This window comes from Leifsonia naganoensis (assembly GCF_013410615.1).
GTDB lineage: Bacteria > Actinomycetota > Actinomycetes > Actinomycetales > Microbacteriaceae > Leifsonia > Leifsonia aquatica.
In genome coordinates this window covers 585,718-611,991 of the sequence record NZ_JACCHJ010000001.1, presented here as the reverse complement: position 1 = coordinate 611,991, position 26,274 = coordinate 585,718, and the positions used below count along the sequence as shown (strand labels likewise).

The window sequence follows — 26,274 nt, the reverse complement described above, 5'->3', positions numbered from 1 at the left end:
GGTCGGAGAGGCGGGACCCGGACCGGCCGCCGTCGAATGAGAGAATGTGACCGTGAGCCCTGCCCCCCGACCGCCGCGCGTGACGCACGTCAACGACTGCGCCTTCGTGGCCAGGGCGCTCGTCGATGCCGCCGCCCGTTCGGGACTCCGGTGGGGCTACCTGCCCCCCGAGAAGGTTCGGCCCGCCGCCGGTTTCGGCGGCGGAGCTGGCAGACTCCGTGAGCTACCGTTCGTCCTGCGCCACGCTCGCGCCGCTGCTAGCAGCGACGTGCTGCACATCCACTACGCCACGACCGTTCCACTGATGCGCAAGCCGTACATTCCGAAGCGTCCGTACCTGCTGCATCTGCACGGAACGGACATCCGGCGCCAGTGGAAGGATCCCCGCACGCACGACATGGTGCAGCGGGCCATCGACGGCGCCAGCTCCGTCTACTACACCAATCTCGACACCGTCGAGGAAGCGACGACCGCGCGACCCGACGCTCAGTACATGCCCGCCTTCGTGGAACCGCAACGTCTGCCGAGCTGGCGGACTCCGCGCCGTTCGGGGCAGCAGACTGTGCTGTTCGTCTCGCGCTGGGACGATTCCAAGGGCGTCGAGACCCAGCTCGCGGTGGCGAGCGCACTCCGCGCCGCGCTTCCCGCCGACGTGCGCCTCGTCGGGCTCGACTGGGGCCCTGGCGCCCGGGAGGCCGCGGCCCGCGGGGTCGAACTGGTTCCACGGCTCCGCCATGCCGAGTTCCTCGACCTCGTCGCGGGCGCCGACGTCGCGATCGGCCAGGGTTCCGGGGCTATCGGTGTGAGCGAGCTCGAGGCGATGGCCATCGGGCCGGTCGTCCTGTGCCCGGTCCGGGAGCTCCAGGACGGGGGAGATCCGCCGCCCGTCCTCACCGGGACCGTCGCGGAAGTCGTCGAGCAGACCGCGCTCGCCTTGGTCGATCCGGTCGCCGCCTCCGCGCGACTCGACGCTCGACGCTGGGTGCTGGGCAAGCACACGCCCGAGCGCTGGGTCGACGTCCTCGAGACGGCCTACCGCGACGCGGTCAGATCGCGGTAGAGGGCGTCGAACGCGGCGCCGACGGTGTCCAGCGAGAAGCGTGCGCGGATCGGCTCCGCCAGCGTGTGCGGATCGACCTCTCTGAACCTCTCGACCGCGCGCAGGATCGCTGCGCCGAAGGCGGCCGGCGTGGCCTCCTCCACCAGCTCGCCGTTGCCATCATCGACGTAGTCGCGATATCCGCCGCTCGCCGGGACGACGACGGCCCGACCCGCCGAGAGCGCCTCGGCCGCGCTGGTGAGGAAGTTCTCGTGCGCCGTCGGCAGGAAGAACAGATCTCCCGCCGCGAGGTGGTCGAACACCTGCCGGAGAGGCAGGCTGCCGGCGAGAGTCAGGGAGTCGGAGACCTCGAGGCGTCCGGCGAGCTCCTCCGTCTCGGAGGCGAGCGGCCCGGTGCCCAGCCAGGTCAGGTGTGCGGGGTGCCCGTGCGCGACCAGCCACGCGAGCGTCTCGACGGCGAGCAGCGGCCGTTTGCCCGGCACCAAGCCGCCCACCGCCACGAGCTCCACGGTGTCACCGAACGGCGCAGCTGTGATCGGCGACGAGTTCTCGACGACGCAGGGCACGACACTGGTCGCTCCCGGCCGGCCGAACCGCGCGAGCACCTCGGTGAGTTGGGTCGTGACGCCGGTGAGCTTGTCGGGCAGCCGCAGCAACCGGCGCAGCCAGGCCAACCGGAGCCAGAGTCCGCCCGTGCGCGCCGGATCGGTCACCCCGCTCCAGTGCTCGGTGTGCACCCAGGGGACCCGGGAGAACGCGTTCGCGAGCGCCATCACCAGAACGGACGAGTAGGCCATCGTGTGCAGGATGTCGGCGCTGCGGACCGCGCGACGGATCTCGCCCAACGCTTTCAGCGCCTGCGCTGGCCGCTTCGGCGAGAAGGACACTCTCCGCACTCGGATGCCGTGATAGGTCTCGGTCGAGGGTGCAGCAGTCCCTCCGAGTCGCACGTGGATGACGCGCACGTCGTGCCGGAGTGCGATGGCGCGGACGTGCTCCAGGTTGAACGGGGCCTCTCCCGGGCGACTGTCGCTGGGGAACCAGGTGGTGACGACGAGGACGCGCATGCCGTGGCTACTCGATCATTCCGGCGAGTGCGGCCTGCTCGGCGAAAGCGGGGACATCCCTGACGAGCTCGTCGAACGTCCCGCTGGCGGCGATCTGGCCGTCCGACATGAAGTAGATGCGGTCGGCGTGACGGATGGTGGAGAGCCTGTGGGCGACCAGGATCACCGTGACCTTGCCGTGCAGCTCCCGGATCGCCTTGGCGACGGCGGCTTCGGTGGCCGAGTCGAGTGCGCTCGTCGCCTCGTCCATCACGAGGACGAAGGGGTCAACGTAGAGTGCGCGCGCGATCCCGAGACGTTGACGCTGACCTCCGGAGAGGGCGAGGCCGCGCTCGCCGATGACGCCATCGAGTCCGCCCTCGCGGCCCGCGATCACGTCCCAGAGCTGGGCCTGCTCCAGAGCGGCCCTGGCACGGTCGGCGTCGACATCGTCCGACCAGGTCAGAGCGACATTCTGACCGACGGTCCCGTCGAAGAGCGAGACGTCCTGGGGGACGTAACCGACGCGGGAATGCCACGCCGACGACACGTGCCGCAGCGGCGTGCCGTCGATGGAGATGGAACCGGAGGTCGGATCCACCAGGCCCAGGATGAGGTCGACGAGCGTGGATTTCCCGGCTCCGGACGACCCGACGAAGGCGACGGTGGAGCCGAACGGGATCGAGAGTGAGATCGAGCGCAACGCCGTCGGCGCGTCGGGCGCGTAGGAGAACGTCACGTCGTCGAGATCGAGCGTCGTGGGGTGCGCGGGCAGATGGCCGGTGTCGAGCCCACCCCGGGCTTCGGCATTCTGCCGCTCCATGAGCTTGATGTCCGCGATGACGTTCTGCGCGTGCGGGAGGTTGGCAGTGGTGGTACCGATGACGGCCTGGAATCGCGTGATCGACGGTGCCATCCGGAACCCGGCCAGGCTGAAGATGGAGACGGCGGTGATCGCTGCGGTCAGTCCTCCACCGGTGACGTACCCGACCGCGCCGACGAGGACGATTCCTCCGATCACTGCGGACTCGAGGATGTAACGCGGCACGAGGTTGAGGAACTGGATGTTGGCGCGCGCTTGGGAGGTCTTCACCCTGTTCGCATGGACCACCGCTGCGACCTCGTCCGACTTGTTCCGCAGCGTCACCTCCTTGAGCGCCCCGATCATCTCGGTGAGCAGGCGCGAGACCCGGTAGGAGTAGTCGCGGTTGACGCGGCCGGCGACCTGGGAGCGGCGTGAGACCCAGAAGTAGAGGGCCAGCCCGACGAGGCCCAGATAGATGACCGCGGTCGCCGCGATCGCAGGCTGGGCGACCACGAGGACGAGGAAGACCACGATGAACGTCGTCGCCTCGCCGACGAGCGATGCGGCCGGCAGGAGGACGCCGGCGATGGTGTTGGCGATACCCCAATCCGCGAGCCGCACGACGTCCGAAGAATTGCGTTTGAGCCGCTCGACCCAGGGCGCCCTCATGTACGCGTTCAGCAGACGGTCGCCGATCGCGAGCTCGAAGGCGGCGAATCTCCGAGTCGCCAGGTACTGGATGAGCGACGCGAGGATGCCCTTGACGATCACGACGACGCAGACGAACACGAGGATCCATACGAGGCCGGCCGTGTCGATCGTGCCGAGCACGGGAACGGTGAGCGAGCTCCCCGAGAGGAGCGGGGTGATCACGACGGCGAGCAGGCCGAGGGAGACCGCGTCGAGCACGGCGAGAAGCCCGACGAACCACGAGTAGAACGTCAGATAGCGCTGCCCGGCCGGAGGGAGGAGCGGCACCAGCTCACGGATGGTGCTCCAGAGTGCCTTCACAGCTCGGGCACCCTGTGCCGTCGTAGATCGGACGCGTGGGGGATCGGGATCATCAAGGCTCGTCTCTGCACCCGTCAACCGCCGGGTGTCCCGGTCAGTTTACAGAAAGGCACCTGCGCGAACCGTGGGCAGGGGCTCCGCGAGCGCCCTCGGCGACAGGGCGAATAGGCTACCGGGGTGCGCGTATTAAGTGTCGTGGGCGCTCGTCCACAATTCATCAAACTGGCTCCGATCGCCTCGGCGATGGCGGGGCGGGCCGATCACATCGTCGTCCATACCGGTCAGCACTACGACGAGTTGATGTCGGATGTGTTCTTCCGCGATCTCGGGATCCCGGAGCCCGATGTGAACCTGGCGATCGGATCCGGATCGCACGGCGAGCAGACCGGCGCGATGCTGTCCGCGCTCGAGCCGGTGATCGAGCGATACGCCCCCGACTGGGTCCTAGTCTACGGCGACACCAATTCGACGCTCGCCGCCGCGCTGGCATCGGTCAAGCTCCACACTCCCCTGGCGCACCTCGAGGCGGGACTGCGGTCGTTCAACCGACGGATGCCCGAGGAGCACAACCGGGTGCTGACGGACCACGCGTCGGACCTGCTGCTGGCGCCGACGGCGGTCGCGATGGGGCACCTCGCCGACGAAGGGCTCGGCCACCGCAGCGTGCTCGTCGGCGACGTGATGACCGACGTCCTCTACCGTGTGCGCGATCAGGTCCTCGCGGCGAGCGGCGAAGCCGCGCGTGCAGGCGACTACTACGTCGCCACCATCCACCGCCCCGACAACACGGACGATCCCCGGAGACTGGCAGCGATCATCGACGCGCTGGCGGGCCTCGACCGGCCGGTGCGCCTGCTGGCGCACCCACGATTGGTGGCCACGGCCTCGGCCTCGGGCGTCGAACTCCAGCGGGGCGCGATCGAGCTGGCTGCTCCATTGGCCTACCCCGAGCTGGTGGCCGCCGTCCTCGGCAGCGCCGGCGTGGTGACCGATTCCGGCGGGCTGCAGAAGGAGGCGTTCCTGTTGCGCGTGCCCACGACGACGGTGAGGCCTGAGACGGAATGGGTCGAGACGGTCGATCTCGGCTGGAATGTGCTCGTCGGGTCCGACCTGTCGAGCCTGCGTGACGCCGTTCAGCGGCCGGGGCCGGCTGCGACCCTCGCCGCACCGTACGGAGACGGCCACGCAGCCGAGCGTGTGGTGGAAGAGCTCGCCGGGCGGGTCGCCGGAGGCGCCGCGTAGCCTGCGGGCCGGCGTCGGATCATTCCGATGCGAGCAGCCGCCGCGCAGCCCGCTGGCCCGCTGCGGCGAGGGAGGCGTGCTGGCGCACCCACTCCACACGGGAGACGCGTCGTCGCGCGTGGTCCGCGCCGCCGTCCGCTTCGGCGGCGGCGATCATGGCCTGGGCCACGGCCTCCGGCGTGAAGTCGCTCCGCCAGCCCAGGTCGTTGCGCTCGACGAGGGCCGCACCCGCACCGCGTCCCGCGAAGACGACGGGCGTGCCGCACGCAGCTGCGGCGTACGTCTTCGTGGGCTTGGCGAAGTCGTAGCCGATCCCGGGACGGATGCTCGCGAGCGCGGCCGTCGCGCCGCGGATCCACTCCGCCGTCTCCGCGGGGGGGATCACGCCGCCGAGGTGGACCGCGTCGGCGAGGCCCAGCCGCGCGGCGGCCTCGCTGACGTGCGACTCCTCGACCCCTTGCCCGAAGAAGCGGATCGATGCTTCCGGGAAGCGCTGTCGCACGATCGCGAGCGCCTCGACGAAGATCGCCGGCGCCTGCCACTCCGACATTGATCCCGTGTAGACGAAGGCCGGTCTCGCGCCTGGGGCGACCGGGCCGTCCGGTGTGAACACCTCGGTGTCCACGCCGTTGTCGACGGTGGCGACCGCGCTCCGCGCGACGCCGAAGTCGACGACTTTCTGAGCGACCTCCTCGGACACCGCGATCACCGTCGCCGCATGCCGGAGCACGAAGCTCTCGATGCCCTTCATCACGGAGACCAGCGCCCTCGGAGCTCCCAGCGCGACGAGCCCATCCGACCAGACGTCTGCGGCGTAGTACGCGTAGGGGCGCCGGCGGATCATGCTCGTGAGCGCGACGACGATCCCGGTGGTGGGCGGTGGCTCCGAGACGACGAGATCTCCGCCGGTGAACAGCAGGCGGACGGCGAGAGGCACGTCGAAGCTCAGATACTGCACGTATCCGCGCACATTCCCGCCGCGATCGCGGAGGACGGGGAATCGGGCGACGGCCACGCCTGCATCGGGCGACGTCGAAGGAGTCCCGCGCGGAGGGATGGTCGTGACGACCCGGACGCGTGCACCCTCCGCAGCGAGGCCTCGAGCGAGGGCGCGCAGCCTGAACGCCGCGGCTCCCACCTCGGGTGCGTAGAGTCGGGAGGCGATGACGACACGCCTCGGCGTGCGCGCTCTCACTCCGAGACGTGTACCGTCGAGGCGCCCTGTGCGGATCGGAGGACTGCTTCGGCGACCTTCACGTTCTGCAGGCCCTCGCGCATCGTGACGACGCTCGACGTCTTGCCGAGGATCGCATCCCGGAACGCCTCGTGCTCCAGCCGCAGCGGTTCGCGCTTCGTGAGCGCGTAGCGGACGACGGTGCCCTCGCTGACCCCGCGGAACGCCATGACGGACTCCCACTCGGTCGTCGTCGTGCCGTTCTCGTAGAAGGTGAGGTCACCGCTGATCGTGTCGGCGACGAAGGCGCCTCGGTCGCCCGTGACGACGGTCACGCGCTCCTTCATCGGCGACAGCCAGTTCACCAGATGGTTCGTGATCACGCCGTTGTCCAGGAGGCCGGTGAACGAGACCATGTCCTCGAACTCACGGCCGCTGCGAAGCGCGACCTGAGCGGCCACCGAGCTGAACCCGCTCTGCGCGAGCCAGGCGGTGAGATCGATGTCGTGGGTGGCGAGGTCCTTCACGACCCCCACATCCGCGATCCGCGCGGGGAACGGACCCTGACGCCGGGTCGCGATCTGGAACACCTCTCCCAGGTCGCCCGCCTCGATGCGCTCGCGCAGGCTCTGCAACGCCGGGTTGAACCGCTCGATGTGGCCGACCGCACCGACCAGTCCACGCTTCTCGAAGGCATCCACCAGCCGCTCGCCGGAATCGATGTCCGGGGAGATCGGCTTCTCGACCAGCGTGTGCACGCCTGCCTCCGCCAGCGCGGTCGCGACTGCTTCGTGGTAGATCGTCGGGACGGCGACCACCGCGGCATCGATGCCGGCGGCGATCAGCTCATCGACGCTGGACAGGAGGGGAAGGTCTCCGGACACGTTGTGCGGGTCTCCGGCCGGGTCGGCCACGGCCGACAGCGTGACGCCCTCGACCTCACGGATCACGCGCGCGTGGTGGCGTCCCATCATCCCGAGGCCGATGAGACCGACCCGTACGTCGGCCATCAGGCGCCCGCTCCGGCGAGAGCGTTCACCGCGGTGACGATGCGGTCGAGATCCGCGGGGGTGAGCGACGGGTGCACGGGGATGGAGAGGACCTCCTGCGCCGCGCGCTCGGTCTCGGGGAGGTCTTCCGTGCGGGCGAACGACGGGAGGCGGTGGTTCGGGATGGGGTAGTAGACCCCGCTCCCGATCGCGTACTCCTCGCGGAGGGCGGCGGCGAAGCCGTCACGGCCCTCGGGAACGCGGATCGTGTACTGGTGATACACGTGCGACGCCCGTTCCGCGACGACGGGGGTGCCGACGCCGCTGAGGTTGGCGTCGAAGAACGCGGCGTTGGAACGGCGCTGCTCGGTCCAGCCCTGAACCTTGGTGAGCTGCACGCGCCCGATGGCGGCGTGGAGGTTCGTCATCCGGGCGTTGAAGCCGACGATCTCGTTCTCGTACTGCTTCTCCATGCCCTGGTTGCGCAGCAGGCGCAGTCGGCGCGCGACCTCGTCGTCGCCCGTGGTGACGATGCCGCCCTCGCCGGAGGTCATGTTCTTCGTCGGGTAGAGGCTGAACATCCCGAACGCGCCGAACGATCCGACCGGACGCCCGTCGTACTGCGCGCCGTGCGCCTGCGCCGCGTCCTCGAACAGCCGCAGTCCGCGGCGGGCCGTGAGGTCCGCGAAAGCCCCCATGTCGGCCGGCTGGCCGTAGAGGTGCACCGGCATGACGCCGACGGTGCGCTCGGTGATGACCGCCTCCACCGCCGCCGGGTCGAGGTTGTACGTGACGGGGTCGATGTCGGCGAAAACCGGGGTCGCCCCGGTCAGCGCGACGGAGTTCGCGGTGGCGGCGAAGGTGAAGGAGGGGACGACGACCTCGTCGCCCGGCCCGACGCCGGCGGCCAGGAGCCCGAGGTGGAGTCCGGCCGTCCCGGAGTTCACGGCGACCGCATGGCGGCCGTCCACGAGCTGAGCGGAGAACTCGCGCTCGAACGCGGCGACCTCCTCGCCCTGGGCGAGCATCCCGGACGCGAGCACCGCATCGACGGCGGCGCGCTCCTCGTCCCCGATGATCGGCTTCGCCGCCGGGATGAAAGCTCCAGCTTCAGTCATTCGTCCACCTCAGTAAGTACGTCGTCGATTTCGATGTAGCGGTCCCCGGTGCTGGGGCACACCCACTCGTCCCCGTGCTGCTCGAGCGGCACGCCGGCTTTGCCCACCCAGCGGATCCGCCGGGCGGGCACACCCGCCACGAGGGCGAAGTCGGGAACGTCCTTGGTGACCACCGCGCCGGCGGCGACAGTGGCCCAGCGCCCGATCGTGACCGGCGCGACGCACACGGCGCGGGCGCCGATCGAGGCGCCGTCGCCGATCGTGACGCCGACGGGCGTCCAGTCATGCGCGCTCTTCAGCTCCCCATCGGGAGTGATCGCGCGGGGATACGTGTCATTGGTGAGGACGACGGCCGGGCCGATGAAGACACCGGCGCCGAGCACGGCGGGCTCGTAGACGAGTGCGTAGTTCTGGACCTTGCAGTTGTCGCCCATCCGCACGCCCGTGCCGATGTAGGCGCCGCGGCCGACGATGCAGTTCTCGCCCAGGACGGCGGACTCGCGGACCTGCGCGAGATGCCAGACCTTCGAGCCCTCGCCGATCGAAGCGTCGGGCGAGACATCGGCCCCTGGTGCGACGAAAGCCAACGCCGTTCGTCCTTTCGTAGGTGGGAGGCGTATGCCCCAGAACGCGAGCAACGCGCATCGAAACTACCACGCCGCACGTGACAGGGCCCTGAGCGTCCGGGGTGCATCCAGCTCCCCCACGGTAGGGCGGAGCTAGTATGGATCAGCAATTTCCGTACACGTACGCGATCTGGAGACGACCGATTTCCGCTGTCGAGGGCAAGACCTGGCTCGTGATCCCGCTTTTCAACGAGGCGCCGGTCATCCGAGCCGTCATCGAGGACGCTCGCACGGTGTTCCCGAAGGTCGTCTGCGTCGACGACGGATCCTCCGACGGCTCCGCCGACGAAGCCGCTGCGGCGGGAGCAGTGGTGGTCCGCCATCCGATCAACCTCGGTCAGGGCGCGTCCCTCCGCACGGGTCTGGACTGGGCACTCGGCGACCCGGAGGCCGACTACTTCGTCACGTTCGACGCCGACGGCCAGCACCAGGTGTCCGACGCGCTCACGATGGTCGACATGCTGGCGACGCAGCCGCTCGACGTCGTGATCGGCTCCCGGTTCCTCGACGATCGCACGCGGGTGTCGCCGTTGAAGAAGGCGGTGTTGAAGACGGCCGTGGCGTTCCAGCGGGGCAGCACCGGTGTGCACCTGACCGACGCGCACAACGGCTTGCGGGCGTTCAACAGGCGGGCCGCCTCGTCCATCGCCATCACACAGAACCGCATGGCTCACGCCTCGGAGATCGTGTCCGAGATCTCGCGCAACGAACTGCGCTGGGCGGAGGCGCCGGTGCACGTGGTCTACACGGACTACTCGCGTGCCAAAGGCCAGTCCGTCTGGAACTCGGTCAACATCCTCAGCGATCTGTTCGTGAAGTAGGGAGGCGCGCCATGGACGCCGGTCAGACCGTCATCAAGATCATCCTCATCGTCGCGCTCGCCGCGTTCGCGGTGTTCCTGATGCTTCCCGGGCGCGGTCAGCGGCACGTCGCGATCCGTCGGCTGCTGATGATCGCGCTGCTGGTCCTGGTCGTGCTCGCGGTGATCTTCCCCTCCGCCGTCACGGCGGTCGCGCACGTCCTCGGGGTGGGCCGAGGGGCGGACCTCCTGCTCTACGGCTTGATCGTGGTGTTCGCGGGCAACTCGATCCTCGTCCAGCGCCGCCATCGGAACACCGAGCGCGAGATCACCATCCTCGCCCGGCAGCTGGCCATCCTGCAGGCGCCGACAGCCGCTGAGGTCGAGGCAGGACGCCCCGCGGAGCCCGTGCCGCCGGCCGGGCAGGCCGCCGCGGCGGAAACGGTGCCGGTGGAGCCCGCCGTCGACGGAGCCGACCGCAACGGCGTCTCGTAGACTCGTCTCCATGCGAATCCTGGTCACCGGCGGAGCCGGATACATCGGTGCGCATGTCGTCCGCCTGCTGATCGAGCGCGGCGACGATGTGGTGGTCGCCGATGATCTGATCTCCGGTGACGTCGACCGGGTTCCGGACGTCCGACTGATGAAGGCCGACCTTGCGTCCGTCGATGTCATCCCGCGGCTGGCCGCGTGCCTGCGAGAGGAGCGGATCGACGCGGTGCTCCACTTCGCGGCCCGCAAGCAGGTCGGTGAGTCGGTCGAGCGGCCCGCGTGGTACTTCCAGCAGAACGTCGGGGGCCTCGCGAACCTGCTGCTCGCCATGGAGGACGCCGGAGTTTCGCGACTCGTCTTCTCCTCGTCGGCAGCCGTCTACGGGATGGCGAGCGGGGCCGCGATCACCGAAGGCGCGGCGACGCAGCCGATCAATCCGTACGGCAGCACGAAACTCGTCGGTGAGCAGCTGGTCCAGGATGCGGGACGCTCGTTCGGCCTCTCCGCCGTGAGCCTCCGGTACTTCAATGTTGCGGGCACGGGAGCACCCGAGCTGGCCGACCGTGCCCGGCTCAACCTCGTGCCGATGGTGTTCGAGCGGATCGACGCAGGGCTTCCTCCGCTGATATTCGGAGACGACTTCGAGACGCCCGACGGAACCTGCGTGCGCGATTACGTTCACGTGCTGGACGTCGCCCGGGCTCACCTCGCCGCGGTCGACAGCACGGTGGCCGGGCGCGGCGACCACGAGGTGTTCAACGTCGGTACCGGCGAGGGCACGAGCGTGCGCCGGATGGTCGAGGCGATCCTCCAGGCCGCCGGCTCCTCGCTCGTCCCGGAGATCGTCGGTCGTCGAGCCGGGGATGCCGGGGTGGTCGTCGCATCGGCGGAGAAGATCGGCGATCGACTCGGCTGGCAGGCGTCCCACGGGTTGGACGACATCGTGCGGTCCGCGTGGGACGCGCATGTCGCGATCCGGGCCGGGCACGGAATGCCCTAGCGTGATGCGGGTGACCGCATCCGACTCGCCAGCGATCGCGGTTCGACGATCGCGGTCCGCCCGGGCCTTCTGGATCCCCTTCGTCTTCCTCGCCGTGCTGTCCAGTCTGTGGGCGCTCGCGAGCCCGCTCTTCTCCGTGCCGGACGAGAACGCCCACGCCGCCAAGGCGATCGCACAAGTGCGCGGACAGGTGATCGGCGCGGTGGAGCCCGGCGCGAAGTACCTCGTCGTCCAGCTGCCGCCCGGCTATCACTACAACCACTCGGCGATGTGCTTCTTGTTCGTCCCCGAGGATTCGGCGCACTGCGCGGTCCACTTCGGCGACGGCACGGGATCCTCCACTTTCGACACCTGGGTCGGAGCGTACAACCCGATCTACTACTACCTCGTCGGCTGGCCGAGTCTGCTCACCGATCAGGGGGAGGCGGGCGTCTACGGGATGCGCATCGCCGGCGCTCTGCTCTGCTCCGCACTGCTGGCGTTCGGCTTCCAAGCGGCGCTCTCATCGCGACGCTCGCGCTGGCTGCCCTTGGGCATGATGCTCGTCGCCGGCCCGATGGTGCTCTATCTCGCCGGCTCGGTGAATCCGAACGGGCTCGAGGTCGCCGCTGCGGCGGGGCTGTGGGCGACATTGCTGCGCCTGCTCGAACGTCACGATCCGCTCTCCGACGACGTGGGACTTCCGCGTGCGTACCTGTGGACGCTCGTGACCGTGTCGGCGATCCTGCTCGCCAACGCGCGCTCGATCGGGCCGCTCTGGGTGGTCGTGATCGTCGCGGCGTGCGTCGCCGTCGTCGGATGGAGAGCTGCGCGGGCCTTCTTCTCGAGGGGGCGCACGTACATCTGGGTGGGCGTCATCGCCGTCGGGATGCTCTTCTCGGCCGCCTGGACGATCGCCACGAACGGCGCGGGCGGGCAGGCGGGCGCGAACGATGCACCACTGGTCGGCGCGAGCGTCGTCTCCGGTGTCGCCGCGATGCTTCGCCGGACGCCCGGGTACGTCCAGCAGGGCCTCGGCGTCTTCGGCTGGCTCGACACCCCGTTGCCGTGGATGCTCTACGCCCTGGTCGTCGTCGCGATCGGTGTGCTGGTCATTCTCGCCGTCAGCGGGGCCGGACGGCGGGCAGCCGTGGTCGTCGTGTGCGCGCTGGCGGGCGCAGTCCTCATCCCCGCCGTCGTCCAGGGCGTCCAGATCTCGCGCACGGGTCTGATCTGGCAGGGGCGCTACGGCTTGCTCCTGTACATCGCCGTCCCTCTCCTGGCCGCCTGGATGCTGTCGAGGGCGGGCGGATCGCGTCTGGACTTCCTCTCCGTGCGGGTCGTGCGGATCGGCCTCGCCCTGTGCGCGCTCTTCGGCGTTCTGGCGTTCTTCACCGTCCTTCGGCGGTACGTCACCGGTTTCGGCCACGGTATCGGCGCGATGTTCCATCCCGAGTGGCAGCCGCCGCTGGGGTGGGAGGTCCTCCTCGTCCTCTACGGGCTGGCGACCGTCGGCTTCGCCGTGTGGCTGGGCTTCCAGACGGGTCACCGCGATCCCGCTGCGGACCTCCCCGAGCGGCCCGTCGACGCGACGATCGAGGCGGCATCGGCCGCCGTTCCCGGAGGGCGCTAGCGTGCGGATCGCCATCGTGTACGACTGCCTCTTCCCGGTGAACACCGGCGGTGGGGAGCGCGTGTACCGTCGGATGGCCGAGCTGCTGGTCGAGCGCGGGCACAGCGTCGACTACCTCACGCGGCGCCAGTGGGGCGACGGCCATGAGCCGGACGCGTCCTTCACGGTCGTCCCGGTGTGGAGCGGCGAGATCTACGATGCCTCCGGCGGTCGTCGCACGGCGGCTGCCGCGGGTTTCGCGGCGGCGGCGTTCGGCGAGCTTCGTCGCCGTCGTGGGGAGTACGACCTGGTCATCGCCAGCGCTCTCCCGGTGCTCAATGTGTTCGCGGCCCGCGCCGCGACCATCGGCACACGGACGCGCCTGCTCAGCGATTGGCTCGAAGTGTGGACCTGGCGCAAGTGGCGCGAGTACTCGGGCCCGCTCGTCGGCACTGTCGCATCGGTGCTGCAATGGGTCGCCCTCCGGCTCACGTCGGATGTCACCGTGAACAGTTCGTTCACGCGCGCGCGGATCCGCCGCTATCGACGTCGGCTCGATCCGATCGTCCTCGGCCTCCTGGATCTCGCCGAGGCGCCGGTGACGGCGCACCCGACCCCGGTGGATCCCGGGCTCGTGCTCTTCGCCGGACGCCACATCCCGGACAAGCAGCTGACGGCGCTTCCTGCCGCGATCGGAGTCGCCCGGCGCCGCGACCCCTCCGTGCACGTCGTGGTCGTGGGGACCGGGCCCGAGACGGAAGCGTTGCGCCGTGCTGTTGAGGCGGAGGACGTCGGGCCGCTGTTCGACGTCCGCGGTCGCGTGGAGGACGACGAGCTCGCGCGCCTCTTCTCGGAGGCCGCGGTGCTCGTCAACCCGTCGAGACGCGAGGGCTTCGGGCTCGTGGTCGCGGAGGCTGCCGCGGTCGGGACGCCGAGCGTCGTCGTCGCCGGCGATGACAATGCCGCCGCGGATCTGATCGAAGCCGGTGTCAACGGCTTCGTCGCCGACGACGCCGGCGCGGAGTCGCTCGGGTCGGCGATCCTGGATGCGGTCGGGGGAGGATCGGCGCTGCGAGCCACGACCGCCGAATGGTTCGCGACCGCCCGGCGGTCTCAGAACCTCGGCTCCTCGGTCGACGAGATCGTGAAGCGCTACTCGTCCAGCGCCCGCTGAAAGCTCTCTGCCGTCGCGAGCGCGGTCCGCGCCCAGGAGAACCCTTCGGCTCGGGCGAGACCCGCCGACGAGCGTCGCTCGCGTGCGGCGGCATCGCCCAGCAGAGCGCTCAGGGCATCCGCCAGCCCGTCCGGGTCGCGCGGGTCCACGTACAGTGCGGCATCGCCTCCCACCTCACGCAGGACCGGCAGGTCGGAGCAGATGACCGGGCACCCGCGCGACATCGCCTCGAGGACCGGAAGCCCGAATCCCTCGAACAAGGTCGGGACGACGACCGCTGTCGCCTCGGAGTAGAGCCGTTCGATCTCGTCGTCGTCGACCCACCCGAGGAGGGTCGTGGTGGCGGCGATGCCGAGCCTCTCGACGAGCGGGCGCAGCGGATCGTCGCCGTGCGACCCCGTGATGACGAGGCGGGGCCGCGCTTCGCTCGGGATGCGGGCGATCGCCGTGAGGAGCGTCTCGAAGTTCTTGTGGGGCATCCGGTTGCCGAGGCTCAGGATGAGGTCGTCAGCACGGTGCGCGCTCGCCGTGCGTTCGGAGGCGGGGAGGCCGGCCAGGGGGACGACGTCCACCTTGTCGGTGGCGAGCCGCAGGATGCGCTGCAGATCGGCGCGCGACTGTTCGCTCACCGTGATGACGCGGCGCGCGTTCCGCGCCGCGCGCGAGATCAGCGCCCGCAGCACCGGCGAGTACGGTCCCGGTACCCATTCCGGATGCACGAACGGCAGAAGGTCGTGCACCGTGAGCACCACGGGCACCCGCGAACGGATCGGCCCGATGTTCGCGGGGGCGTGGATGAGGTCGGCGCCGATCCGCCGTGCCGCGGCCGGAACCGATCGGAGCTCCCCGAGGGCCCAGGACGCGCGCGCCTCCCCGGAGACCGAGGACCGCACGACGTCGCCCGGAAACCAGCCGAGATCGAGGCTCTCCGCCTCGCGTGGGAGCAGGGCGGTGTACTCCAACCCGTCGGTGAGGCCGCCCAGTTCGCGATAGACGTTCCTGACGTACGACTCCATACCGCCCTTCGTGCCCGTGTAGAAGAGCAGATCGACGAGGATGCGGGGCATCGCGGTCAGACCCCTTCTCGTGGGGCGGCGGTCTTGCGGCGCCGGGCGAGTTCATAGAGGAACGCCTGGAGAAGCTCCCCGAGCAGCAGCACGGCGAAGATCCAGCCCAGCTGCTGGGTGGCGACCACCGCCGCGGCGACGGCGAAGGTGATGACGGCCACGACTCCGCGGAGGATGGTCAGGAGCCGTGCTTCGCCCATGCGACGCAGCGACGCGAACGGGATCGTCGTCGCCAAAGAGGCCGCCCGCCAGAGGCACGCGATCAGCAGGGGGAGGACCGTTGCCTGCAGCGTCCATCCCGCGCCGAAGATGTACCCGAACACACCGAGGAACTCGCAGACGAAGATGACGACCGTCGCGGCGAGGACCGATCCGGCCGAGACCACGATGTCGAGCAGCGAGTGCTGTTTGAGGAGCCGCAATCGCATGAAGTTCAGAGGGATGGCCAGAACCCCGGAGACCGTCGAGATGGAGGTGAAGAGCACGGAGGGCAGCGGGCCGAGGAACGACAGGATCGTCCAGTTGATCAGCGGGTAGATGCTGCCCGTCAGGGCGACGTCGGCCACCACCCAGCCGAGCACCCGCGGCTCCGGGGCGCTCGGCCGGTGCTCGACGGGCAGCGAACGGATGAGGGTGGCGACGAAGATCCCTGCGACCAGGGGGATCAGCGCCCAGCGCGCGCCGGAGAACCCGGCGAGCACTCCGGCCAGCGCTCCGACGCCAACGGCGATCGCCGCGCCGATCTCGCGGGTGTCCAGACGCTCGGCCACGGACACGCCGCGTCCCACTTCGAGCGAGGCGAGTAACACCGGCAGGGCGATGCACAGCACGACGGCGTCATCGAACCGGATCGCAACGGCGAGGGCGGCGAGCAGTGAGAGTCCGGCGAGCCAGAGCGGGAACGTGACCCGCCGCTCGGTGCCGGCGGAGCTCAGCCGGGACTCGACGACGACGGCGAAGGTGAGCTGGCCGATGAACGTCGCCACCATGATCATCACCGAGATGACGCCCTGCTCGGAGATCGTGAAGATTCGGGACGAGATCGAGATCGTGGCCGCGGGGATCACCGCGAGCGAGACCCCTCCGACCAGCGTGATGAGCGACATCGCCGCGCGCCGGAGGCGGATCTCGGGAGGGAGTTCCGTGCTCATCGGTCAGGCCCGCCTGTCTCCGACACGCAGCCGCAGCGACTGGACGAACCCGAGACGCGTGTCGACGCCCGGGATGCGCCTCGGCCTGCGGGACGCGGTCCGTCCGGCCCGCCAGCCGGCGAGCCTGCCGGACGTCGAAGCGAGATCGCGGCTGAGCACCAGGTCACCCGCGCACACGATGAGCTCGGTGAGCAGAGCCCGTGCGAAGTGGCGCGTGCGCAGCACTCCGTAGGCGCGCACGAGGTATCCGCGGCCGAATCCGGCCCGTCGTCGCTGCTGAGCCGAGCCCCGGCCGGAGGTCGCGCCGCCCAGGTGCATGCCGCGCGCACCGACGACGGCGGCCGTCGACCAGCCTGCGGCGCTGAGGCGGAGCGCCAGATCGAGTTCTTCGCCGTACATCTGGATGCCCTCGTCGAGCGGGCCCACCGCCTCCAGGGCGATGCGGCGATAAGCGGCGACGGCCCCGTAGGGGCCGAGCAGCCGTGGTGCGGGGGCGCCGTCGACGACGTCTGCCTCGGTGGCACCGTTGTACCGCACGAATCCCGCCATGGTCGGATCGGCGCAGATCCCGAACGCGTCGACCCGGCCGTCCGGTTTCAGGAGGAGGGGCGAGGCGCTCCCCGTGCCGGGGTCGTCGGCGAACGGCTGAACGAGCCGTTCGAGCAGTTCCGGCTCGGCCTCGACGTCGTTGTTGACGAGGATGACGATCTGGCCGTCTCCTGCGGCGATGCCGGCGTTGCACGCACCGGCGAAGCCTTTGTTCGTCGCCAGCGCGACGACGGTCACAGCCGGATAGTCCGCCTCCAGCCGTGCGACGGTGTCGTCAGGTCCGGCGTCGTCGACCACGATCACACGATGGGGCACCGTCTGCGCGGCGAGGTGGGCGAGGCACCGTTCGGTGAGGTGCCAGTTCCCGTAGACCGGAACCACGACGTCGATGGTCGGGCGGGCGTCCTGAGTCACCCGTCAACTATCGCAGACATGCGGCGACTGACGAGCCGATCGGGTCGTTATGGATATGATCGGCTTCATTCCACGACGACCGACCAAGGATCCCGACCTTTCATGACCACCGTCCAGGCGATCGAGCTCTCGATCCTCATGCCCTGCCTCAACGAGGCCGAGACGCTCGCCGTCTGTATCGACAAAGCGCAGGCCTACCTCGCGCGCGCCGGAATCGTGGGCGAGGTGCTCATCGCCGACAACGGCAGCACCGACGGCTCGCAGGAGATCGCCGAAGCGCACGGCGCGCGTGTGGTGCCGGTGGCGGAGAAGGGCTACGGCGCGGCCCTCCTCGGCGGTATCGCCGCCGCCCACGGCACCTACGTCATCATGGGCGACGCGGACGACAGCTACGACTTCTCGAACCTCGATCCCTTCGTCGAACGGCTGCGCGCTGGGGACGACCTCGTGATGGGCAACCGGTTCCTCGGCGGGATCGAACCAGGTGCGATGCCCCCGCTGCACAAATATCTGGGCAATCCCGTCCTCTCGACCATCGGGAAGATCTTCTTCCGATCGCCGATCTCCGACTTCCACTGCGGACTGCGCGGATTCAACCGTGCGGCGATCACGCAGCTCCACCTCCAGACCACAGGGATGGAGTTCGCGAGCGAGATGGTCGTCAAGGCCTCGCTCAACGGCAGCAAGGTCAGCGAGGTGCCGACCACCCTCAGCAAGGACGGCCGTTCGAGGCCACCGCACCTGCGCAGCTGGCGCGATGGCTGGCGCCACCTCCGCTTCCTGCTGATCTTCAGTCCGCGGTGGCTGTTCCTGGTCCCGGGCTCCATCGCTTTCGCGATCGGCATCCTCGGGACGTTCTTCCTGAGCCTCGGTCCGCTCGTCATCGGCGACATCGGTTTCGATGTGTCGAGCCAGGTCTATCTGGCCGCTTTGGCGGTGGTGGGTTACCAAGGGGTGATCTTCGCCATCCTGAGCAAGATCTACGCTCAGCACGAAGGTTTCCGAATACCCCGAAGCCGCAACTTCGATCGCCTGGAGCGACGCATCAGCCTCGAGTCGAGCGCCATCGCCGGTGTGATCCTCTTCCTCCTCGGTCTGGCGATCGCCGTCATCCAGTTCTCCGTGTGGGCCTCGTCGGGCTTCGGTGCGCTGAACGCCCAGGACACTCTCCGTATCGCCGTTCCCGCCGCTCTGCTGATGATCCTCGGAGCGCAGACGATCATGGCCGGCATGTTCCTCGGGGTGCTGTCGGTGGTTCTGAAGCGCAAGTGATGGCCGAGTCGCGGGTGAGCGTCGCCCTGTGCACGTACAACGGTGAGCGGTTCGTGCGCCAGCAGATCGAGAGCATCCTTCTGCAGCGCCCCCGCCCCGACGAGCTGATCGTCTCCGACGATGGATCGACGGACCAGACGCTCAGCATCGTGCGGGAGATCGCCGAGTCCCCCCTGGCCGACGGCGTCACGGTCGTCGTGCTCACAGGTGAGCGGCCGCTCGGTGTGACCCGCAACTTCCAGCGGGCGGTCGAGGCCGCCACCGGGGATCTCATCGCCTTGAGCGACCAGGATGACGTGTGGCACGAGGGGCGCCTCGAGCGCATCGCGGCCCGCTTCGCGGCGGACGAGGGGCTGCTGCTCGTCCACACGGACGCTGATCTCGTCGACACCGACGGACAGCCGTTGCATCGCACCCTCTTCGAGTCGCTGGAGGTCACCGCTTCCGAGTTCGACGCGGAGCTGGCGGGGAGGGCGTTCGACGCGTTCATCCGTCGCAACCTCGCCACCGGAGCCACCGTCGTCTTCCGCCGCACGCTGCTCGAGGTCGCTCTTCCATTCGCCGACGGGTGGGTGCACGACGAATGGCTCGCCGCGGTGGCGGCAGCGGCGGGTCGTGTGGAGGTGCTCCAGGAGCCGACGATCGACTATCGGCAGCACGACTCCAACCAGATCGGCGTCGCGGCACCGACAATGTCCGGGAAGATGAGGCGGGTGCTCGAGCCGCGCGGCGACCGCAACGCGGTACTGGCGGCACGGTTCGGCGTATTGGCCGATCGGTTGGCCGCTCTGGGCGACCGCGTCCCTCTCGGGTTCGTCGACGCGGCGCGCGAGAAGGCCCGCTTCGAGGCGGAGCGTGCAGCCCTGCCCGCCAATCGGCTCCGCCGCCCCTGGCGTGTCCGCAGAATCGCCGTGGGCGGCCGCTACGAACGGTTCGCCAGCCGCGGGCGTGCCGACATCATCCGGGACCTCCTACAGCCGGCGTGAGTCCCGGTGCGGCAGCCGCAGCCGCCAGCTCATCCCCTGCGACGCCTTGACGGTGCACACGATGAGCAGCATCCATCCGGCCTCGACCAGGATCGAGCTCTCGAAGACGCTCGTGACGAGCAGTGACACGAGCACGAGCGGCGCCCAGGCGTAGACGACGCTGCGCCGGTTGGATGCCAGGAGCCACGAGCGCACGAAGGCGAGCCCGATGAGCGCGACGAACAGCAGGAGGCCGATGATGCCGACCTGCAGGTAGACGTCGAGGTAGGCGTTGAGGCCGTCCGAATGGTAGACGCCGGTCGCGGCCTGGATGGCCGTGAACGGGTAGAGGTCGGTGGGCCACGCCCCGGCCCAGCCCCAGCCCACGCTCTGCTGCACCGGGATCAGCTCCCAGATCTGGATCCAGAGCTGGTAGCGCACCTGGAAGTCGGCGCGGGCGTTGAGGAGGTCGATGACCCGGGTGCGGTAGATGTAGGCCGCCACCAGGGCGGCGACCGTGAGGATCGCGAGCCCCCACTGCACGAAGGTCCTCTGGTGCACCGGGACCTTGCGCATCAGGTAGAGGGCGAGCGTCGCCAGCCCGACGACGAGGGAGACCGCCGCGATGACGGGGGAGTGGGCGAGCAGGATGCAGAGCACCGCGAGGGTGATCGAGAAGGCTGCCCGCGGCGGGCGCACGGAGCGCGTGCGCAGTTCGACGAGGAACGTGACGAACGCGATGAGCGCGACGATGCTCAGCTGGTTGCGCGAGCCGAACAGCCCCTGGATCGGGCCGCCGGAGGCGATGTTGCCTTGGATGCCGAGGAAGGTGATCGGAAGGTCGAGCAGCAGGCCGCTCAGCACCTCCAGCGCGAGCGAGACGGTCAGCAGGAAGCGCAGGGCGTCGCCGACCACCCGCACGATCTGGATGGCGTCCCGCACGAGCGCGATGTAGACCGCCAGGAAGGCGAAGAGCAGCTGGTAGATGACCCCGGCCAGCGTCGCCCACTGGTACTGGCTCCACAGCAGCGACAGGGCGCACCAGCCGACGAAGAGCAGGGCCGACACCGGGAGGAGTCCGTGCCACTCGATCAAGCGCCACTGCGCCGCGAACGAGAGCGCGGCGAGGACCGCGAGCACCGCGAGCGCTCCGATGAGTCCGGGCCAGCCGGTCAGCGCACGGATGGCGTGGGTGGAGAAGGCGACGCCGACGGCCAGCAGGGCGAGCGCGGAGTTGAAGCGCGCCGAACCCAGGAACTCGGTCACCGCGGCGGGGACCCGGGGGGTGCGCGGTTCGGCCATACCTGGAATCCTACGGGGCGGCTTGTTTCGTCTTCACCGCGAGCACCACGAGGAGCGTCCATCCCGCTTCGATCAGGATGCGGCTCTCCGCGAGCGACTGGGCGAGCAAGGCGGCCAGGAGGAGCAGGGGCAGCAGTGCGTACGCGGCGTAGGGGAGACGGTCGGCGACGTCGACCCGCGGCCGGTCGACGGCGAAGAACCACGACCTCCAGAGCGTGCTGATGATCAGGAGGGCGAAGACCACGAGCCCGACGATCCCGAGCTGGAGCCAGACGTCCAGCCACGCGTTGTGGGCCTGCAGGTAGACGACGCCGTTGCGCTCGGCCAGGTCGTGGAACGGCGACACCCAGGGCGCCCAGTAGCTGACCCAGCCCCAGCCGAACGCAGGGCGCTGCTGCGCCAGCCCGATCACCTTGTCCCAGATGTCGAGGCGGCCCGTGAGGTCCTCGCTCTTGCCGAGCAGGGCCGGGATGCGGGAGGCGAAGACGGAGACGAGGACGACGACCGCGACGACCGCGACGGCGGCCGTCAGGTAGACGGGGCGGCGCCGATCGGGCCCAGCCCGGCGCGTCCAGAGGGCGAAGCCGAGGACGACGGCGGTGACCAGCGTCGCGACGATCACGGTCGACGAGCGGGTGAGGGCGAGTGTCAGCGCGGCCACGACGAGCCACGCGATCACCACGCCCCGTCGGGGTGCCCGGTCGGCCAGCTGGATGCCGAACACGATCAGCGCGAGGAGCGCGACCATCGCGAGGAGGTTGCTGTTGCCGAGGATGCCCTGGATCGGGCCGCCGTGGAACAGCAGGTCGCGGCTCCAGTAGAACGCGGACGGCAGCTTGCCAGCGGGGACGGGCTGGATCGGCGTGAGCGGCAGGACAGGGTGACGCACGAAGACCGCGACCACCAGTTCGAAGACCAGCGACAGGCCGAGCACCCACTTGAACGCGTTGCTGAGCGCGGCGACCAGCCCCTGCCAGCTGAGGCACAGCGCCAGGAACACCGCCCCGGCCGTCGTCGCGAGCTGGGCGAGCACACCGAGGGCGCTCGCGCCGGGATAGGCCGACCAGGCGATCGACACCACGGCGAGCAGTAGGAAGAGCACGAGCGTTTTGGGCGCCTTGCGCCACCGGAACGCCGGCCGGAGCCGCACCAGGAACACCGCGCTGCCGACCGCCAGCAGAGCGGCGAGCACGAAGTACCCGGGCCAGCTGATCAGGTTGCGCCAGAAATCGCCGGCGAAGAGCGTGAAGAGCAGCAGCGAGGCGAAGACGGAGGCCGCCGTCCCCGTGGTCGCCCGGGCGGCGCGGACGCGCGCATCGAGCGGCGGGGAAGCGGGGGTCATCCGGGCAGGATAGCCGACGCGGGGGCGCACGTTCACCGGTTGGGCGTCGCCACGAAGAGCGTGCCGTCGCCGGTGACCGTGAGCGTCCCCTCGTCGGCGGTCACCACTGCGGCTTCGCCTCTGGTCAGCCGCAGCGATCCGCTCGCCCCGGTCAGCTCCACCTCACCCGCCGTGCAGAGGGCGATCGCGGTGCCCGGCAGCTCGACGGGCGCCGATGCGACCCCGCCGCCGACGACCACGTGGTCGAGTGCGAAGTCGGGGACGTCGGGCCGGAAGACCTCGACGCCCGCCGCGGGATGCTCCGGCGCCAGTGGCGTCGCCACGATCGGCGAGAAGTCGAGCACCCGCACGAGTTCGGCGACATCGATCCGCTTCGGCGTGAGGCCGCCGCGGAGCACATTGTCGGACGCCGCCATGAGCTCGATCCCGAGACCGTCGAGGTAGGCGTGGATGTTGCCGGCGGGCAGGTAGAGCACTTCTCCCGGCCGCAGCGTCGCCCGGTTGAGGAGCAGCGCGAGGACGATGCCGGGGTCGCCGGGGAAGGCAGCGGACAGCATCCGCACCGTGTCGGCGTCGCGGTCGTCGCGGCTCTCCGACGCGGTGACCACGGCCTCCACCAGCTCCGCCACGGCCGGGTCGCCGCCGAGCAGCCACTCGGTCGAGCGGCGCAGCACGTCGCCCGGCTCGCCCTCGAGGGTGTCCGCGAACGCGACGATGCGCGGATCGTCCGAGTCGGTCGCGAGCTCCTCGAACACCGCGCGGCTGACGGTCGGATCGCGGAATCCGCAGAGCGCCTCGAACGGATCGGAGAGCGCGAAGATCAGTTCGGGCTTGTGGAACGGGTCCTTGTAGTTGCGCTCGGGGGAGTCGGCGGCGAGGCCTGCGGCGTTCTCGCGTTCGAAGCCCTCCCTGGCCTGCTCGGACGAGGGATGCGCCTGCAGCGACAGCGGTCCGGCCGCCGCGAGCACCTTGAGCAGGTACGGCAGGTGAGCCGTCTCCGGCCACTCCGCGAGGTCCGCGGCTCCCGCCGTCTGCGCGGGGTCGAGGATGCGCGCGGGAGAACCGGCGTGCGCGCCGAGCCAGAGCTCGGCCTCCGGCTCGCCGCTCGGAGTGGTGCCCAGCAGTCCGGCGATCGCGGTGCGCGATCCCCAGGCGTAGTCCCGCGGCGTGTTGCCGATGCGCACAAACATCCGTCGTGTTCCCTTCGATCCGGTTAGATCAAACTACCAACCGCTTTGTGAAGCCCGCCGACCGTCCCTAGGCTGGCGCTGGCCGCGCTGCGGCCGGCAGATCCCCTGGACGCACTGGAGCAGACATGGCCTTCGAGACACTCGCGAGCGACTTCTACGGCTTCGAGGACCTCCTCGGTGAGCGCGAGAAGGAGTTCATCACGAACCTCCGCTCGGAGCTCGAGACGAAGATCAAGCCGATCGTCAACGAGTACTGGGAGCGCGCCGAGTTCCCGCACCAGATCGTGGAGGTGTTGCACGGCACCGGGACGATCGGCCTCGGCTTCCCGCAGACAGCGGCGTTCGAGAACTCGGCCGTGTTCCGCGGCTGGGTCGCTCTCGAGCTTGCGCGCGTGGACGCGTCCGTCAGCACATACGTCGGCGTGCAGAACGGCCTGGCGCTCGGCGCGATCGGCGTCTGCGGCTCCGACGAGCAGCGCGCCGAGTGGCTGCCCAAGCTCGCGAGCGGCGAGGTCATCGGCGCCTTCGGACTGACGGAGCCGACCTCCGGCTCCGACTCCGCCCAGGGACTCCAGACCGTCGCCACCCGCGACGGTGACAACTGGGTCCTCAACGGTTCGAAGCGCTGGATCGGCAACGCGACCTTCAGCGACATCACCGTCATCTGGGCCAAGAGCGCTGAGGACGGCCAGGTCAAGGGCTTCATCGTCCCGACCTCCACGCCGGGCTACACGGCGACGAAGATCGAGGGCAAGCAGTCGCTGCGCATGGTGCAGAACGCCGACATCACCCTCGAGAACGTGGTCGTCCCCGAGTCGTTGCGCCTGCAGAACGCCAACAGCTTCCGGGACACGGCCGCCGTGCTGCGCTTGACGCGCGCCGAGGTCGCGTGGGCCGCCGTCGGCGTCGCGATCGGTGCGTACGAGGCCGCCTTGAAGTATTCGCAGGAGCGCGTCCAGTTCGGCAAGCCGATCGCCAAGCACCAGCTCATCCAGGACCTGCTGGTGAAGTCGATCGGCAACATCACCGCCTCCATCGCGCTGTGCACCCGCGTCTCGCAGATGCTCGACGACGGGCAGCAGCGCGACGAGCACTCGGCGCTCGCCAAGGCGTTCGCCACTGCACGCATGCGTGAGACCGTCGCGTGGTGCCGCGAAATCCTCGGCGGAAACGGCATCGTGATCGAGTACGACGTCGCCCGCTTCTTCGCGGACGCGGAAGCGCTCTACTCGTACGAGGGCACCCGCGAGATGAACACCCTCATCGTGGGCCGCGCCATCACCGGCGAGGCGGCGTTCGTCTGATCCTCCCGCGATAGGGTTTCTCCTGCACTCGATCGGCGAGCAGAGCAGGAGGACCCCGTGGCGTGGTTGGTGACCGGAGGAGCAGGCTACATCGGCTCGCACGTGGTGCGGGCGTTCCGCGACGAGGGCATCGACGTCGTGGTGGTGGACGACCTCTCCAGCGGCCATGAGGACTTCGTGCCGGCGGGGATCCCCTTCTACCGCGGGACCATCCTCGACGGCGCGCTCCTCGAGCGGGTCTTCGCCGAGAACGCGATCAGCGGCGTCGTGCACGTCGCCGGGTACAAGTACGCCGGCGTCTCCGTCCAGCGGCCGCTGCACACCTACGAGCAGAACGTGACCGCGACCGCGGTGCTGCTCGCCGCGATGCAGGAGGCCGACGTCGACGCGATCGTCTTCTCCTCCTCGGCGGCGGTGTACGGCACCCCGGACGTCGACATCGTCACGGAGACCACGCCGAAGAGCCCCGAGTCGCCCTATGGCGAGTCCAAGCTCATCGGCGAGTGGCTGCTCCGCGACCAGGGCATCGCCGCCGGTCTGCGCCACACGTCGCTCCGCTACTTCAACGTGGTCGGGTCGGGCGACCCGGCGCTGCGCGACACCAGCCCGCACAACCTCTTCCCGCTCGTCTTCGACGCCCTCGTCGACGGTCGCACGCCCCGCATCAACGGCACCGACTACCCGACGCCCGACGGCACCTGTGTGCGCGACTACATCCACGTCGCCGACCTGGCCGTGTCGCACGTGGCCGCGGCCAAGCGCCTGGACGCAGGTCAGGAGATCGAGGCGGTCTACAACCTCGGCAGCGGCGACGGCGTGAGCGTCGGCGAGATCATGTCAACGGTCGCCGAGGTGACCGGGATCGCCTTCACCCCAGAAGTGGGGCCTCGACGCGCGGGTGACCCGGCGAGGATCGTTGCGTCCGGAGAGCTCGCCGCGCGCGACCTCGACTGGAAGATGCGCCACACACTCGACCAGATGGTGCGCAGCGCCTGGGAAGCACGCCAGGCCGCGTCCTGAGACCGCCTTCCCGGGGGTAGAACGTTCGGGCGTGTCGCTATTGTTGTCGACCGTCGGCGCGTCGTGAAGTCTCGACCACGGCTTAAGGCTTTACGATTCGCGACTTGACGGACGCGAATGACAACGGTGTAATTACTGGGACACGTACTTTTGCGTGTCCCAGTAGTTAATGGGGTGGGGAGACCGATATGACAGTTCCTGAATATCGTTCTGGGGTACCCGACGACTGGTTCATCGATCCGGTCCGGCTCGGAGTTCCGGGCGTCCGGTCGAATGTCGACGAGGCCGAAGACAATCCGCTGGCCTGGCAAACGGACGCGCTCTGCGCGCAGACCGACCCCGAGGCGTTCTTCCCCGAGAAGGGCGGCTCGACGCGCGACGCCAAGCGCATCTGCACCTCCTGCGAGGTGCGGTCGCAGTGTCTCGAGTACGCGCTCGCCAACGACGAGCGGTTCGGGATCTGGGGCGGTCTTTCGGAGCGCGAGCGTCGCAAGCTCCGCAAGCGCGCCGGCTGACCGTCGCCGAATCCACGCCGCGCCCGACGCACTACCGGAATCGGCGTGGCCCCAAC

Annotated in this window: 24 protein-coding genes; 12 read left to right on the top strand and 12 right to left on the bottom strand. The window is 69.5% G+C overall.

Annotated elements, in window-relative coordinates; translation table 11 throughout:
• Positions 1 to 52: 52 nt before the first annotated feature.
• On the top strand, positions 53 to 1,060 hold the full coding sequence (locus HNR14_RS03020; RefSeq protein WP_179699837.1) for a glycosyltransferase family protein: 1,008 nt from the start codon (positions 53 to 55) through the stop codon (positions 1,058 to 1,060).
• On the opposite strand, the gene HNR14_RS03015 is transcribed toward HNR14_RS03020, so the two are convergent.
• Together HNR14_RS03015 and HNR14_RS03010 are read right to left on the bottom strand one after the other, a co-directional pair.
• A complete protein-coding gene (locus HNR14_RS03015) occupies positions 1,033 to 2,127 on the bottom strand; it encodes a glycosyltransferase (RefSeq protein WP_179699835.1) in 1,095 nt (364 codons plus the stop codon). The two genes, HNR14_RS03020 and HNR14_RS03015, sit on opposite strands and share 28 nt — an antisense overlap.
• 7 nt (positions 2,128 to 2,134) lie before the next feature.
• The gene (locus HNR14_RS03010; protein WP_179699833.1) at positions 2,135 to 3,922 is read right to left on the bottom strand and encodes an ATP-binding cassette domain-containing protein; all 1,788 of its coding nucleotides are present in this window, start codon (positions 3,920 to 3,922) and stop codon (positions 2,135 to 2,137) included.
• A gap of 177 nt (positions 3,923 to 4,099) precedes the next feature.
• Here HNR14_RS03010 and wecB point away from each other — a divergent pair, with 177 nt between their 5' ends.
• Entirely contained in the window at positions 4,100 to 5,164 is a 1,065-nt protein-coding gene (gene wecB / locus HNR14_RS03005) for a non-hydrolyzing UDP-N-acetylglucosamine 2-epimerase (RefSeq protein WP_179699831.1), read from the top strand.
• Between the two features lie 19 nt (positions 5,165 to 5,183).
• Here wecB and HNR14_RS03000 read toward each other — a convergent pair whose 3' ends face one another.
• From HNR14_RS03000 to HNR14_RS02985, 4 genes are read right to left on the bottom strand one after another with little or no spacing between them, the layout of a single operon-like run.
• Positions 5,184 to 6,302, bottom strand: coding sequence for a glycosyltransferase (locus HNR14_RS03000; RefSeq protein WP_343064400.1), 1,119 nt, complete (start codon positions 6,300 to 6,302; stop codon positions 5,184 to 5,186).
• A gap of 53 nt (positions 6,303 to 6,355) precedes the next feature.
• Positions 6,356 to 7,348 (bottom strand): Gfo/Idh/MocA family protein, encoded by a 993-nt coding sequence (locus HNR14_RS02995; RefSeq protein WP_021762778.1) that lies wholly within the window; start codon positions 7,346 to 7,348, stop codon positions 6,356 to 6,358.
• A complete protein-coding gene (locus HNR14_RS02990) occupies positions 7,348 to 8,445 on the bottom strand; it encodes a DegT/DnrJ/EryC1/StrS family aminotransferase (protein ID WP_021762779.1) in 1,098 nt (365 codons plus the stop codon). Before HNR14_RS02990 ends, HNR14_RS02995 begins: the two co-directional genes overlap by 1 nt.
• Entirely contained in the window at positions 8,442 to 9,032 is a 591-nt protein-coding gene (locus HNR14_RS02985) for an acyltransferase (RefSeq protein WP_021762780.1), read from the bottom strand. The genes HNR14_RS02990 and HNR14_RS02985 overlap by 4 nt, the downstream gene beginning before the upstream one ends.
• A gap of 137 nt (positions 9,033 to 9,169) precedes the next feature.
• On the opposite strand from HNR14_RS02985, the gene HNR14_RS02980 reads away from it, so the two are divergent.
• The 5 genes from HNR14_RS02980 to HNR14_RS02960 are packed head-to-tail and all read left to right on the top strand — an operon-like array spanning position 9,170 to position 14,127.
• Complete coding sequence (locus HNR14_RS02980) at positions 9,170 to 9,892, top strand: glycosyltransferase family 2 protein (RefSeq protein WP_179699827.1); 723 nt, start codon at positions 9,170 to 9,172, stop codon at positions 9,890 to 9,892.
• Between the two features lie 11 nt (positions 9,893 to 9,903).
• Positions 9,904 to 10,365 carry a DUF2304 domain-containing protein gene (locus tag HNR14_RS02975; protein ID WP_179699825.1) on the top strand — a complete coding sequence of 154 codons (462 nt, stop codon included), beginning with the start codon at positions 9,904 to 9,906 and terminating at the stop codon, positions 10,363 to 10,365.
• A 10-nt stretch (positions 10,366 to 10,375) separates the two neighbouring features.
• Positions 10,376 to 11,362 (top strand): UDP-glucose 4-epimerase GalE, encoded by a 987-nt coding sequence (gene galE / locus HNR14_RS02970; RefSeq protein WP_021762783.1) that lies wholly within the window; start codon positions 10,376 to 10,378, stop codon positions 11,360 to 11,362.
• 10 nt (positions 11,363 to 11,372) lie between these two features.
• Positions 11,373 to 12,974 carry a DUF2142 domain-containing protein gene (locus HNR14_RS02965; RefSeq protein ID WP_179699823.1) on the top strand — a complete coding sequence of 534 codons (1,602 nt, stop codon included), beginning with the start codon at positions 11,373 to 11,375 and terminating at the stop codon, positions 12,972 to 12,974.
• Between the two features lies 1 nt (position 12,975).
• Positions 12,976 to 14,127 carry a glycosyltransferase gene (locus tag HNR14_RS02960; RefSeq protein WP_179699821.1) on the top strand — a complete coding sequence of 384 codons (1,152 nt, stop codon included), beginning with the start codon at positions 12,976 to 12,978 and terminating at the stop codon, positions 14,125 to 14,127.
• On the opposite strand, the gene HNR14_RS02955 is transcribed toward HNR14_RS02960, so the two are convergent.
• From HNR14_RS02955 to HNR14_RS02945, 3 genes are read right to left on the bottom strand one after another with little or no spacing between them, the layout of a single operon-like run.
• Positions 14,106 to 15,194 (bottom strand): glycosyltransferase family 4 protein, encoded by a 1,089-nt coding sequence (locus tag HNR14_RS02955; protein ID WP_179699819.1) that lies wholly within the window; start codon positions 15,192 to 15,194, stop codon positions 14,106 to 14,108. The two genes, HNR14_RS02960 and HNR14_RS02955, sit on opposite strands and share 22 nt — an antisense overlap.
• 5 nt (positions 15,195 to 15,199) lie before the next feature.
• The gene (locus HNR14_RS02950; RefSeq protein ID WP_179699817.1) at positions 15,200 to 16,345 is read right to left on the bottom strand and encodes a hypothetical protein; all 1,146 of its coding nucleotides are present in this window, start codon (positions 16,343 to 16,345) and stop codon (positions 15,200 to 15,202) included.
• 3 nt (positions 16,346 to 16,348) lie between these two features.
• Positions 16,349 to 17,308: a glycosyltransferase gene (locus tag HNR14_RS02945; RefSeq protein WP_179699815.1), complete on the bottom strand. Its 960-nt coding sequence runs from the start codon at positions 17,306 to 17,308 to the stop codon at positions 16,349 to 16,351.
• Between the two features lie 102 nt (positions 17,309 to 17,410).
• On the opposite strand from HNR14_RS02945, the gene HNR14_RS02940 reads away from it, so the two are divergent.
• Both HNR14_RS02940 and HNR14_RS02935 read left to right on the top strand, forming a co-directional pair.
• Positions 17,411 to 18,580, top strand: a complete 1,170-nt coding sequence (locus HNR14_RS02940) for a glycosyltransferase family 2 protein (protein WP_021762789.1) — start codon at positions 17,411 to 17,413, stop codon at positions 18,578 to 18,580.
• Positions 18,580 to 19,566, top strand: coding sequence for a glycosyltransferase family 2 protein (locus HNR14_RS02935; RefSeq protein ID WP_179699813.1), 987 nt, complete (start codon positions 18,580 to 18,582; stop codon positions 19,564 to 19,566). Before HNR14_RS02940 ends, HNR14_RS02935 begins: the two co-directional genes overlap by 1 nt.
• Here the strand turns inward: HNR14_RS02935 and HNR14_RS02930 are convergent.
• The 3 genes from HNR14_RS02930 to manA are packed head-to-tail and all read right to left on the bottom strand — an operon-like array spanning position 19,552 to position 23,379.
• Complete coding sequence (locus HNR14_RS02930; RefSeq protein ID WP_179699811.1) at positions 19,552 to 20,847, bottom strand: O-antigen ligase family protein; 1,296 nt, start codon at positions 20,845 to 20,847, stop codon at positions 19,552 to 19,554. The genes HNR14_RS02935 and HNR14_RS02930 overlap by 15 nt on opposite strands.
• Positions 20,848 to 20,857: 10 nt before the next feature.
• Positions 20,858 to 22,189 carry an O-antigen ligase family protein gene (locus HNR14_RS02925; protein WP_179699809.1) on the bottom strand — a complete coding sequence of 444 codons (1,332 nt, stop codon included), beginning with the start codon at positions 22,187 to 22,189 and terminating at the stop codon, positions 20,858 to 20,860.
• Between the two features lie 32 nt (positions 22,190 to 22,221).
• Positions 22,222 to 23,379 (bottom strand): mannose-6-phosphate isomerase, class I, encoded by a 1,158-nt coding sequence (gene manA / locus HNR14_RS02920; RefSeq protein ID WP_179699807.1) that lies wholly within the window; start codon positions 23,377 to 23,379, stop codon positions 22,222 to 22,224.
• Positions 23,380 to 23,504: 125 nt separating this feature from the next.
• Here manA and HNR14_RS02915 point away from each other — a divergent pair, with 125 nt between their 5' ends.
• The 3 genes from HNR14_RS02915 (at position 23,505) to HNR14_RS02905 (ending at position 26,218) form a co-directional block, all read left to right on the top strand.
• Positions 23,505 to 24,683, top strand: coding sequence for an acyl-CoA dehydrogenase family protein (locus tag HNR14_RS02915; protein WP_179699805.1), 1,179 nt, complete (start codon positions 23,505 to 23,507; stop codon positions 24,681 to 24,683).
• A gap of 57 nt (positions 24,684 to 24,740) precedes the next feature.
• Positions 24,741 to 25,703 (top strand): UDP-glucose 4-epimerase GalE, encoded by a 963-nt coding sequence (gene galE, locus HNR14_RS02910; protein ID WP_179699803.1) that lies wholly within the window; start codon positions 24,741 to 24,743, stop codon positions 25,701 to 25,703.
• Positions 25,704 to 25,891: 188 nt separating this feature from the next.
• On the top strand, positions 25,892 to 26,218 hold the full coding sequence (locus tag HNR14_RS02905; protein ID WP_021762796.1) for a WhiB family transcriptional regulator: 327 nt from the start codon (positions 25,892 to 25,894) through the stop codon (positions 26,216 to 26,218).
• The last annotated feature ends 56 nt before the right edge of the window (positions 26,219 to 26,274 follow it).

Excerpts from the sequence above, each read along its gene's own strand:
- HNR14_RS02915 (WP_179699805.1), top strand. The coding sequence starts at position 23,505 with ATGGCCTTCGAGACACTCGCGAGCGACTTCTACGGCTTCGAGGACCTC.
- HNR14_RS02925 (WP_179699809.1), bottom strand. The coding sequence starts at position 22,189 with ATGACCCCCGCTTCCCCGCCGCTCGATGCGCGCGTCCGCGCCGCCCGG.
- HNR14_RS02980 (WP_179699827.1), top strand. The coding sequence starts at position 9,170 with ATGGATCAGCAATTTCCGTACACGTACGCGATCTGGAGACGACCGATT.
- HNR14_RS02930 (WP_179699811.1), bottom strand. The coding sequence starts at position 20,847 with ATGGCCGAACCGCGCACCCCCCGGGTCCCCGCCGCGGTGACCGAGTTC.
- HNR14_RS02940 (WP_021762789.1), top strand. The coding sequence starts at position 17,411 with ATGACCACCGTCCAGGCGATCGAGCTCTCGATCCTCATGCCCTGCCTC.
- HNR14_RS03015 (WP_179699835.1), bottom strand. The coding sequence starts at position 2,127 with ATGCGCGTCCTCGTCGTCACCACCTGGTTCCCCAGCGACAGTCGCCCG.
- HNR14_RS02935 (WP_179699813.1), top strand. The coding sequence starts at position 18,580 with ATGGCCGAGTCGCGGGTGAGCGTCGCCCTGTGCACGTACAACGGTGAG.
- manA (WP_179699807.1), bottom strand. The coding sequence starts at position 23,379 with ATGTTTGTGCGCATCGGCAACACGCCGCGGGACTACGCCTGGGGATCG.
- HNR14_RS02905 (WP_021762796.1), top strand. The coding sequence starts at position 25,892 with ATGACAGTTCCTGAATATCGTTCTGGGGTACCCGACGACTGGTTCATC.
- HNR14_RS02950 (WP_179699817.1), bottom strand. The coding sequence starts at position 16,345 with ATGAGCACGGAACTCCCTCCCGAGATCCGCCTCCGGCGCGCGGCGATG.
- HNR14_RS02990 (WP_021762779.1), bottom strand. The coding sequence starts at position 8,445 with ATGACTGAAGCTGGAGCTTTCATCCCGGCGGCGAAGCCGATCATCGGG.
- HNR14_RS02995 (WP_021762778.1), bottom strand. The coding sequence starts at position 7,348 with ATGGCCGACGTACGGGTCGGTCTCATCGGCCTCGGGATGATGGGACGC.
- HNR14_RS02975 (WP_179699825.1), top strand. The coding sequence starts at position 9,904 with ATGGACGCCGGTCAGACCGTCATCAAGATCATCCTCATCGTCGCGCTC.
- galE (WP_021762783.1), top strand. The coding sequence starts at position 10,376 with ATGCGAATCCTGGTCACCGGCGGAGCCGGATACATCGGTGCGCATGTC.
- HNR14_RS02955 (WP_179699819.1), bottom strand. The coding sequence starts at position 15,194 with ATGCCCCGCATCCTCGTCGATCTGCTCTTCTACACGGGCACGAAGGGC.